At 71.2% G+C, this 9,638-nt stretch carries 10 protein-coding genes; 6 read left to right on the plus strand and 4 right to left on the minus strand.

The genetic code is table 11. From position 1 onward, the window contains the following. Positions 1-231: 231 nt before the first annotated feature. Positions 232-1,728 (plus strand): amino acid permease, encoded by a 1,497-nt coding sequence (locus QM633_RS12825; protein WP_415154152.1) that lies wholly within the window; start codon positions 232-234, stop codon positions 1,726-1,728. Between the two features lie 129 nt (positions 1,729-1,857). Further along, on the plus strand, positions 1,858-2,550 hold the full coding sequence (locus QM633_RS12830; protein WP_415154153.1) for a DUF6226 family protein: 693 nt from the start codon (positions 1,858-1,860) through the stop codon (positions 2,548-2,550). Between the two features lie 183 nt (positions 2,551-2,733). Here the strand turns inward: QM633_RS12830 and eutC are convergent, their stop codons facing one another. Both eutC and QM633_RS12840 read right to left on the minus strand, forming a co-directional pair. After that, complete coding sequence (gene eutC, locus QM633_RS12835; RefSeq protein ID WP_415154154.1) at positions 2,734-3,492, minus strand: ethanolamine ammonia-lyase subunit EutC; 759 nt, start codon at positions 3,490-3,492, stop codon at positions 2,734-2,736. Then, the gene (locus tag QM633_RS12840; RefSeq protein ID WP_415154155.1) at positions 3,489-4,901 is read right to left on the minus strand and encodes an ethanolamine ammonia-lyase subunit EutB; all 1,413 of its coding nucleotides are present in this window, start codon (positions 4,899-4,901) and stop codon (positions 3,489-3,491) included. Before QM633_RS12840 ends, eutC begins: the two co-directional genes overlap by 4 nt. Before the next feature lie 221 nt (positions 4,902-5,122). Here QM633_RS12840 and QM633_RS12845 point away from each other — a divergent pair, with 221 nt between their 5' ends. Beyond that, positions 5,123-5,248, plus strand: coding sequence for a hypothetical protein (locus QM633_RS12845; protein WP_415154156.1), 126 nt, complete (start codon positions 5,123-5,125; stop codon positions 5,246-5,248). 39 nt (positions 5,249-5,287) lie between these two features. After that, positions 5,288-5,512, plus strand: a complete 225-nt coding sequence (locus QM633_RS12850; RefSeq protein ID WP_415154157.1) for a hypothetical protein — start codon at positions 5,288-5,290, stop codon at positions 5,510-5,512. Positions 5,513-5,644: 132 nt separating this feature from the next. On the opposite strand, the gene QM633_RS12855 is transcribed toward QM633_RS12850, so the two are convergent. Beyond that, complete coding sequence (locus QM633_RS12855) at positions 5,645-7,015, minus strand: glycoside-pentoside-hexuronide (GPH):cation symporter (RefSeq protein ID WP_415154158.1); 1,371 nt, start codon at positions 7,013-7,015, stop codon at positions 5,645-5,647. A 73-nt stretch (positions 7,016-7,088) separates the two neighbouring features. Here QM633_RS12855 and QM633_RS12860 point away from each other — a divergent pair, with 73 nt between their 5' ends. Beyond that, entirely contained in the window at positions 7,089-7,916 is an 828-nt protein-coding gene (locus QM633_RS12860; protein ID WP_415154159.1) for a serine hydrolase, read from the plus strand. Then, a complete protein-coding gene (locus tag QM633_RS12865; protein WP_415154160.1) occupies positions 7,904-9,049 on the plus strand; it encodes an enolase C-terminal domain-like protein in 1,146 nt (381 codons plus the stop codon). The genes QM633_RS12860 and QM633_RS12865 overlap by 13 nt, the downstream gene beginning before the upstream one ends. On the opposite strand, the gene QM633_RS12870 is transcribed toward QM633_RS12865, so the two are convergent. Continuing rightward, the coding region (locus QM633_RS12870; RefSeq protein WP_415154161.1) for an HNH endonuclease family protein at positions 8,980-9,638 on the minus strand (659 nt) is incomplete at its 5' end. The two genes, QM633_RS12865 and QM633_RS12870, sit on opposite strands and share 70 nt — an antisense overlap.

Genomic DNA, 9,638 nt, shown 5'->3' on the forward strand with positions numbered 1-9,638 from the left:
GGCGCGTCCGGACCGGCGGACACCCCCGCGCCGGACGCGACCGGCGGGACGTCGGCCGGGCCGGCGGCGACCGCTCGTGTTAAGAACTCCGCACCGCAGGTAACGGAGCCGTAAATCCGTCCGGACAGGCGCTGACGACGGTCTGCGGCGGGCTAGCTTCGCGGCATCGGCGCCGACCCCGGCGCCGATTTTCGCGTTTCCGGGCAGGCGCCCGCGAGAGGACGGACCACCATGAGCACGGACACCGACAGCGAACCGGTCGCTGTCTCCGGCGTCACCTACACCAGAGCCGAGCACGGCTACTTCGAGAAGCGACAGCTCAAGCGCACGGCAGGGGTCTGGGGACTGTGGGGCATGGGCGTCGCCGCGGTCATCTCCGGCAACTTCTCCGGCTGGAACGGCGGCATCGCCACGGCGGGCTGGGGCGGCTTCGTGATCGCGAGCCTGATCGTGGTGGTCATGTACGTCGCCATGATCGAGTCGATCAGCGAGATGGCGGCCGCCATGCCGCACACCGGTGGCGCCTACTCCTTCGCCCGGGCAGCGATGGGCCCGTGGGGCGGCTTCGTCACCGGCCTGGCCGAGACCATCGAGTACGTGATGACCACGGCCGTGGTGATCTACTTCTCCGCCCAGTACGCGGACGCGATCCTCGCCCAGCTCGGCGGGGTCAGCCTCATCGACGCGGGCTTCGCCTGGGTGTGGTGGCTGGCGCTGTACGCGGTGTTCGTGCTGCTCAACGCCGCCGGAGCGCAGGTGTCGTTCCGGTTCGCCGTGGTGGTCTCGATCATGTCGATCGGCATCCTGGTGCTGTTCGGTGTGCTGGCACTGGTCTCCGGCAAGGTCGACCTCGGCCTGCTGTTCGACATCCCGGCCGCCGACGGCGGGTCGAGCTTCCTGCCGCTGGGCCTGGGCTCGGTGCTGTTCGCAATGCCGTTCGCGATGTGGTTGTTCCTCGGCATCGAGGAGCTCCCCCTGGCCGCGGAGGAGGCGCACAACCCGGAGCAGGACATCCCCAGGGCCGGCCGGGGCGGGATGCTGACCCTGCTCGCCACCGGCGCGATCGTCGTCATCCTGAACCCGGCGGTGCTGGGATCCAGCGCCATCGGCGCGTCCCTGGAGCCCCTGCTGGACGGCTTCCGGGCGATCATCCCCGGCGACATCGCCGCCATCCTGTCGGCCTTCGCGCTGGTCGGCCTGCTCGCCTCCGTGCAGGGCATCATGTTCGCCTACGGGCGCAACATGTACTCGCTGTCGCGGGCCGGCTACTACCCCAAGTTCCTGTCGCTGACCGGCGCCAGGCAGACACCGTTCCTCGCCCTGATCGTGGGTGCCGTGATCGGCTTCGCCTCGCTGATGGTCGTCCAGTACGGGAGTGCGGAGGCCGGCTCGGTCGTCCTGAACATCGCCGTGTGGGGCGCCGTCCTCGCCTACCTGCTGCAGATGTCGTCGTTCGTGATCCTGCGCCGCAGGTTCCCCGAGGCGAAGCGTCCCCACCTGAGCCCGTTCGGCAGCGCGGGGGCAATCGTCGCCGGCGTGATCTCACTGGCGATCTTCGTCGGCGTCCTGATGAACCCTGCCTACACCGCCGCCATCTACTCCGTGGTCGTGCTGTACGTGCTCGCGCTGGTCTACTTCGCGTTGCGCGGGCGGCACAACCTCGTCCTCTCCCCGGAGGAGGAGTACGCGATCACCGGCGGCATGAGCAGCGAACCGGTCGAGGGGTAGCACTCCCCTCTCCGAAGCGTCCGAGACAGCCCTTCCGAAGCGTCCCGGGATCGTCGACCACGGCGTTCTCGGGACGCTTCGGCCGTGATGGCGGTCGCGGTCGGCGCTGCGGATCGGGATACTGGACGCGTGGACGACCAGCCGGATTCCCACGGGTTTCCCCACCCGCCGGCAGGACAGGTCCGCCTGGGGAGCCTGCTGGCGAAGGTGGACGCCGCCTTTGCCCGCACCGGGGCCGGCACCCCGGGCTGGCCGGACCCGCACCGTGGCCGCCGGCCGGCGGAGGAGGAGTACTCCCGCTGCCTCGACCCGGGGCGGTACCACATCCTGTTCGCGCGGCGGGAAGCCTGGCTGCAGGTCCTGGTGGCCGGCGGCGTCGTCCGCGCTGCCTGCTCCCCGCCGACCGAGTGGATCGGCGCCCTCCGGCCACGGTCGGGCCTGGCTGAGGAGATCCGGCTGACCCCCGTCCGAGCGGGCGGCCTCAGCCTCGTGCTCGGCACCACCGTGCTGGACGGCGAGCCTTTCGGTATCGACGCCGCCGTGCACGCGGAGGACCTGGGCACCGCGTACCTCGCTACGCTGCCCGACTGCGGCTGCGATGCGTGCGACAGCGGCTCGTCCGACCTGCTGGGGCAGCTCGACCGCACCATCATCACCGTGGCCGGAGGCGGGATCGTGCACGCCCGCCGCGACACGGCCGTTGCCACCCTCCATCTCGACGGAGGGACCTGCAGCGGCGACGCGGACTGGTCCTGGCTCAACCCCGCCCACCCGCCGCCGCACGGAGTGACCCGGTGGTCGGGCACCTCCTGGCTGCGCTGAGGCCCGGGGTGAGCGCACCGGCCGCCCGGCGGGTTCATCGCGAGCCGCTCACCTCGCCGATGAACCCGCCGAGGGCCGTCGCTCACGGCGAGCGCCCCCGTCCGGACACTGGCCCCGGACGGGAAGGGTGGCTCCCGGCGTCGGAGGTCGGCCGGAAGCGGCCGAGCACGACGCGAAACGTGCTCAGCCAGGCAGCGGGGCCGGCCCTGCGGAGTCTTTCAGGTCGACGCCGGAGCGGCCCAGCGCCCTGGCGCCCCGGACGAGGTTCGCCGCGGTCGCCGCAGCCGCGCGGTAGCCGAGCCCCTCGGGCGGGTGGATGTTCGAGATGCAGTTCCGCTCGGCGTCGGTGCGCCCCGGCCGCGGCTCGTGGGTGAGATAGATCCCCAGGCTGTCGGCGACCGACAGCCCCGGACGCTCACCGACCAGCACCAGCACCGTCCGCACCCCCATCGCCTGGCCGATCGCGTCCCCGACCGCCACCCGCGCCTGCGTGACCAGGACGGGGGGCCCGACGGTCAGATCCGCGTCCAGCGCCTGCACCAGGGCCTCGAGCATCGCGACGGCGTGCTCACTGACCGCCTTCGACGACAACCCGTCGGCCACGACCACGCCGACGTCCCAGCCCGCCGACGGCAGGCTGTCCACCGAGGTCGGCGCCCGGCCGAGGTCCGGACGCCGCAGGTAGGTGCCCCGGTCGCCGGCCCTGCTGGCCAGCACGATCGGGTCCCCCAGCCCGAGCCCGGTCAGGCCGGGCAGCAGCGCGTCCACGTCGAGCGGGACGTGCACCGCATCCCTGGCGGCGGACAGCGAGGCCTGCAGCTCGAGCACGGCGCGGGTCGGCAGGCTCATCCCGGCCCTGCCCAGCCCGATCCGGGCCTGCGTCGTCGCCCGCAGCGGCGCCCACGGGTCGGCGGGGATCCGCCCGGAGACCGCCCCGGTCACGACGTCACCCCCGCCAGCGCGACCAGCCGCGAGGCCCCGAGCTCGACGCCCCTGACCGTCCCGTCCGGTTCGGCGATGCCCTGCGCGGCCAGCCACGCCTCGAACTCCGGCGCCGGTCTCAGCCCGAGCGCGTGCCGGATCACCAGGGCGTCATGGTAGGCCAGGCTCTGGTAGCCGAGCATGATGTCGTCGGCCCCCGGCACGGTGATCACGAAGTTCACCCCGGCCACGGCCAGCAGCGCGAGCAGCGTGTCCATGTCGTCGAAGTCGGCCTCGGCGTGGTTGGTGTAGCAGACGTCCACGCCCATCGGGACGCCGAGCAGCTTGCCGCAGAAGTGGTCCTCCAGCCCGGCCCGGATGATCTGCTTGCCGTCGTAGAGGTACTCGGGCCCGATGAAGCCGACGACCGTGTTCAGCAGCAACGGGTCGAACTCGCGGGCCAGCCCGTAGGCGCGGGCCTCGAGCGTCTGCTGGTCGACCGGACGCCCGCCGGTTCCGAGATGGGCGCCGGCGCTGAGCGAGGAGCCCTGACCGGTCTCGAAGTACATCAGGTTGTCGCCGACCGTGCCACGCCGCAGCGAGCGACCGGCGGCCAGCCCCTCCCGCAGCAGCGCGACGTCGACACCGAAGGACGAGTTCGTCGCCTGCGTCCCACCGATGGACTGGAAGACCAGGTCGACCGGTGCGCCCGCCTCGACCAACCCGATCGTGGTGGTGATGTGGGCGAGCACGCACGACTGCATGGGGATGTCGTAGCCGCGGCGCACCTCATCCAGCATGCCGAGCAGGTCGGCGGTGACCTGCGGCGCGTCGCCGGCCGGGTTGATGCCGACGACGGCGTCCCCCTGACCCAGCAGCAGACCGTCCAGGATGGACGCGGCCACGCCACGCAGGTCGTCGGTGGGGTGGTTCGGCTGGAGCCGCGTGGCGAGGCGTCCGGGAAGGCCGAGGGTGGTCCGGAAGGCCGCCTCGACCCGGCACGCCCGGGCGACCGCGATCAGGTCGGAGTTGCGCATGATCTTGCTGACCGCTGCCACCATCTCCGGGGTGAGTCCCCTGGCGACGGCACTGAGCGCTGCCGAGGCGTCGGCACGGGAGGCCGCATCGAGCAGCCAGTCCCTGAACCCGCCGACCGTCAGGTGCGAGATCGGTGCGAATGCGTCGGCGTCGTGGCTGTCGACGATCAGCCGGGTGACCTCGTCGCTCTCGTAGGGCACGACCTGCTCGGTGAGGAAGGTGGCCAGGTCGACCTCCGCGAGTGCCCACTGCGCGGCGGCGCGCTCCTGCTGCGAGGCGGCGGCGCAGCCGGCGAGTTCATCGCCCGACCGGAGCGGGGTGGCGCGCGCCATCAGGTCCACCAGGGAGTCGAACTGGTAGCTGTGGCCGTTCACCGTCTGGCGGACGATCATCGCGCTCCTCTCGCCGCACCCGGGGCGGGCGCCGCACCCCTCCAGCGTCGTGCCACCGTGTTAGCGGCCGGTTACCGCCCGGTTTCGCGGTGGCGAAGAAGCTGAGCGCCGGTCAGAAGCCGCCCGACACGCTTAGCATCGCTAGGGATGCTTGATTGGCATCCCTAGCGATGCTAACCTCGTCAGGGTCAGGACAGTTCAGCAGGAGAGGGGAGGCAGACATGGCTATGGCGATCGGCGCGATCAAGGGATTCTTCCACTTGTTCACCGCGGACTGGGTTCTTCAGGAGGACATGACGAGTCACGTCGTCACCGTCCTCGACGTCCTCGAACAGAGGCGTCCATAAGCCCGAGCCCGTTCACCGGGAGACAGTAGGGTGCGGTCTGTGTACTTGACGACGTCGCAGGCCGCCGCCGCCGCTGGCCTCCCGAAGGAGCAGTTCCGCTCGGCGATGTCGAAGGAACGCAAGAACGGCAAGGAGTTCCATGCCCCCCGCGACGAGTGGGCCGACGGCCGCACCCCGCTGTGGGACGAGAAGAAGGTGCTCGCCTGGGCGAAGGACCGCAAGAAGCGCAAGAAGCGCAAGAAGGACGACCACAAGGGCGACTGATGCCCGCGCCGGGAACCGTTTCCCCCAACCCGTTAGGAGGGGGGGACGGTTCTCGCGTAACCGGCACCAGGGGGCGGTTCACCTCGTGACCGGCAGCAAAGAACCCTCGCCCGTACCGTCTCCGGTCAGTGGTCAGTGGAGCTGGCCGCGGTCCTTCAGGTCAGCCACGATCCGGGCGTAGAACTCCTCGTCGATGCGGTACTTCGCCCGATAGATCAGGTAGCCGACCAGCACCAGGATCGGCGGCAGCACCAGCATTCCGATCTTGATCGTGAGCAGCCCGGACGCCGACGTGTCGGCCGGCCGGTCGGGGTTCACCCCCGCGATCACGATCGCGACGGCGACCATCTGCGTGGACAGCGCGGCCCCGACCTTGTTGATGAACGGCTGCAGCGCGAAAGTGACCGCCCCGTTGCGCCGCCCCAGCTTCCACTGGCCGTACTCGATCGTGTCGGTGAGGAACACCAGCATCAGCAGCGTGATGAACGCGTCCCCGATGAAGAGCAGCAGCCCGGCGACCGCGATGAAGGCGATCTGGGTCGGGGCGAAGAAGAAGACGACGTAGCCGACCAGGATCAGCCCGGTGGCCATCGTGTACAGCCGGCGCCGCGGGAACCGCTTCGACAGCGCCGGGAAGACCGCGAACCCCAGCAGCTGGCTGGCGACCAGCACCGCGGCGAACGGCGAGTACATGCCCTCGTCGCCGTAGACGTACTTGAAGTAGTAGGTGCCGAAGGTGGTCGTGGTCAGGTAGCCGGTCATGAACAGCACCATCGCGACCGCGGTCCACAGCAGCTGGTCGTTGCCGAACACCACCTTGGCCAGTTCCCGGACGCTCGTGCGCTCCTGTTCGACCACGAACCCCGGCTCGCGCACGCCGAACAACGTGATCGCCTGGCTGGCGAGCATGATCACCACCAGGGCGATGGCGAAGACCGTCCAGGCCCTGACCTGGCCGAAGGTGCCGGCCAGCGCACCCGTCACGGGGATCACGGCCACCACCACGACGAACAGTCCGATCGTCGCGAAGATCTTGGACACCGCCCCGAACCGCTCCCGCTGCTTCTGGTCAAGGGTGAGGGCGGGCAGCAGCGACCAGTAGGGGATGTCGTTCGCCGTCCACGACAGGCTCCAGAACAGGTAGACCAGCGCGAAGCCGACCACGAACCACACCCCGCTCAGCCCGAGGTCGGCGAACAGCAGGACGGTGAACAGTGCGGACGCGACCACGCCGCCGGCGATCCAGGGCTTGTAGTGGCCCCACCGTGAGCGGGTGTTGTCGACGACCGCGCCCATCACAATGTCGGCGACCGCGTCGAACAGCCGCGCAGCCAGGATCAGCGAGCTCGCCCACAGGAACTCCGCGGTCGGGGGTCGCAGCACGTCGCTGAGGAAGTACACCAGGTAGATGCTGACCAGCGTGTACACCATGTCGCGCCCGGTCGTCCCGACGCCGAAGGTCCACAGGTTGCGACGATCGATCGCCGCGTCCGATCCTGGCATCGCCGCCTCATCTCGCTGATCCTGCGCCGGACGCTACCGCAGCCGGGCTGCCGTCATGGGTACGTTGTCGGATGTGTCCCCAGACCTGACCGCCCAACTCACCCGCGCATGGGACCGGGAGCTGGCCGGGCGGTGCGGGGAGTTCTCGCTGGCGTTGTGGAGCGGCGGCGGTCTCCTGGCCCAGCGACGCGCCGGCGCCTCGCACTACGCGGCCAGCACCGTGAAGCTCGCGGTCCTGGCGGCCCTGCTCTCGGCCGGTGTCGAGGAGCACGCGACGGCCCTGGTGCACGACCGCTTCGACAGCGTGGCCGGCGGCACCTTCACCCTGCTGCAGTCCGACGACCAGGACGACGAGACGTGGGCCCGGCTGGGCTCCGAGGTGGCCCTCGGGGTGCTCGCCGAGCGCATGATCACGGTGTCCGGCAACCTTGCGATGGACCTGCTCGTCGAACGGATGGGCCTCCCCTTCGTGCAGGCCTTCCTCGACCGCGTGGAACCCTCGCGCGAGATCGTGCTGGGCAGGCTGATCGGCGATTCCGCTGCCGAGACCGCGGGAACGACCAACACGGTGACCGCCCGTGCGCTGGCCGCACTGATGGCGGGGCTCGCGGACGCGTCCGTCCTGCCCCGTCCCGACGCCGACCGCGCGCTGGCGATCCTGGCCCGGCAGCGGCACAGGGGGATGATTCCCGCCGGGCTGCCGGACGGCACACCGAGCGCGAGCAAGGGCGGCTGGGTGCCGGGGGTGAACCACGACGTGGCGTTCGTGCGCCCGGCCGACGCTTCCCCCTACGTCCTCGCGATCTGCACCACCCACCACCTCGACCACGAGGAGGGCCAGGCGCTGGTCGCCCGGCTCAGCAGAACCACCTGGGAGCACTGGATGACATGGCACGCATAACCCGGATCGCGACCACCTGCCTGGTCCGTGACCTGCACACCCCGTTCGTGACCGCGCTGCGCCGCACCACACAGGTGGTGAGCGTCGCGGTCCTGATCACCGACGCGGACGGGCGCACCGGCCACGGTGAGGCTCCGCAGGTCTGGCGGGTGACCGGTGAATCGCTCGAGGGGATCGAGGCGTGCGTCCGCGGGCCGCTGTCGGACGCACTGGTGGGGTCGGACCCCGGCTCGACCGGGACAGCCGAACTCCGGAGCCGGCTCGAGGGTGCCGTGGTCGGGAACGGCGGTGCCCGGGCCGCGTGCGAGATGGCGGTGCTCGACCTGCTCGCCCAGGGGACGGGTCAGACCCTGGCCGGGCTGCTCGGCGGGTCGGCGGATGCCGTCGCCACCGACGTCACCATCGCCGCGGACGGCGTCGCGTGGACTCCGGAGACGCTGGCGGCCGCCGGCTTCGACCGGGTCAAGATCAAGGTGGGGGTGGACGAGGCCGATATCGACAGGGTGGTGCGGATCCACGACTCCTCGCCGGGCGTCCCGCTGCGGCTGGACGCCAACCAGGCCTGGGACGTGGAACGTGCCACGGCCGTGGTCGAGGGCCTGCGCACGGCCGGTGTTCCGCTGGAGTTCCTCGAGCAGCCGCTGCCGGCGTGGGACATCGCGGGGCACGCGGAACTGCGGCGCCGCTTCGACGTCCCGATCGTGCTGGACGAGTCGGTGTTCACGATTCACGACCTGCGCCGGGCGATCGACGCGGGCGCCGCGGACATCGTGAACATCAAGCTGGCCAAGTGTGGCGGTCTCGGGGCGGGGCTCGCGATCGGCCGCGAGGCGCGGGCCGCCGGTCTCGGCGTGATGGTCGGCTCGATGATGGAGTCCGAGCTGGGCGTCTCCGCCGCGGCGGCCCTCGCCGCCACGCTGGCGCCCGACCGCGTGCACGACCTCGACGCCGCCTGGTGGTCGATCGCCGTGGACGACGCCGCCTCGCCCTACCGGGGCGGACGGTTCCACCTGGCCGACTCCCCCGGACTGATCCACGCGGCGACCCGCGTCCTGCGCGGGTCTCACGGGCCGCAGGTGTCCAGCATCGACGCGAGCGCCGCCTTCTCCGCCGCGTCCGTCGGCAGCGCGTAGGCCGACTTCACGGTCACGTAGCGGACGGCGTAGCCGCACCGCGCCGCGCGGACCGGCTGCCACTGCGACGCGTCGGCGCCACCCTTGGCCTGGTTCGCCGCCCCGCCAGCGGCGACGAGGTTGCGCAGGTCGTTGGCGAACGCCAGTCGCTGCCCGTCGGTCCAGGTGGCCGCGCCGTAGCGCCACGCGACGCTGAGTGCGACGACATGGTCGATCTGGACCGACTGGGCCTGCTGCTGTTCCTTGGCGTCGGTGAGGACGATCGTCGCCCCGGTGTACGGGTCGACCCAGGTCCCGGCGAGGACGTCGTGGTCACAGCTCCCCTGCCGCCCGACCCGGTACGGCTGGGACGCGACGCGGTCGCGCAGGAGCACGTCGTCGCGCTGGTTGCAGCCGTTGCCGTCGGTGTCGGTCCACGCCTCACCGAAGGCCGCCCTTCGGTAGTCCGAGGGCAGCCCCGGACGGGGCCCGAGGCGCAGGTCGCCCAGCTGTGCCCGCGCGGTCGCGACCTCCGCTGCGGAACTGGTCAGCAGGGTGTTGCCGGCCGCCTGCGGGCCGGCGTCCGGGACCGGGCCGAGCGGCCGGCCCC

Source organism: Propionicimonas sp. (genome assembly GCF_047606205.1).
Lineage (GTDB): Bacteria > Actinomycetota > Actinomycetes > Propionibacteriales > Propionibacteriaceae > Propionicimonas.

Bases quoted from the DNA above. Each gene is read 5' to 3' on its own strand.
- QM633_RS12825 (WP_415154152.1), top strand. From the start codon at position 232: ATGAGCACGGACACCGACAGCGAACCGGTCGCTGTCTCCGGCGTCACC.
- QM633_RS12840 (WP_415154155.1), bottom strand. From the start codon at position 4,901: ATGATCGTCCGCCAGACGGTGAACGGCCACAGCTACCAGTTCGACTCC.
- QM633_RS12845 (WP_415154156.1), top strand. From the start codon at position 5,123: ATGGCTATGGCGATCGGCGCGATCAAGGGATTCTTCCACTTGTTCACC.
- QM633_RS12855 (WP_415154158.1), bottom strand. From the start codon at position 7,015: ATGCCAGGATCGGACGCGGCGATCGATCGTCGCAACCTGTGGACCTTC.
- QM633_RS12865 (WP_415154160.1), top strand. From the start codon at position 7,904: ATGGCACGCATAACCCGGATCGCGACCACCTGCCTGGTCCGTGACCTG.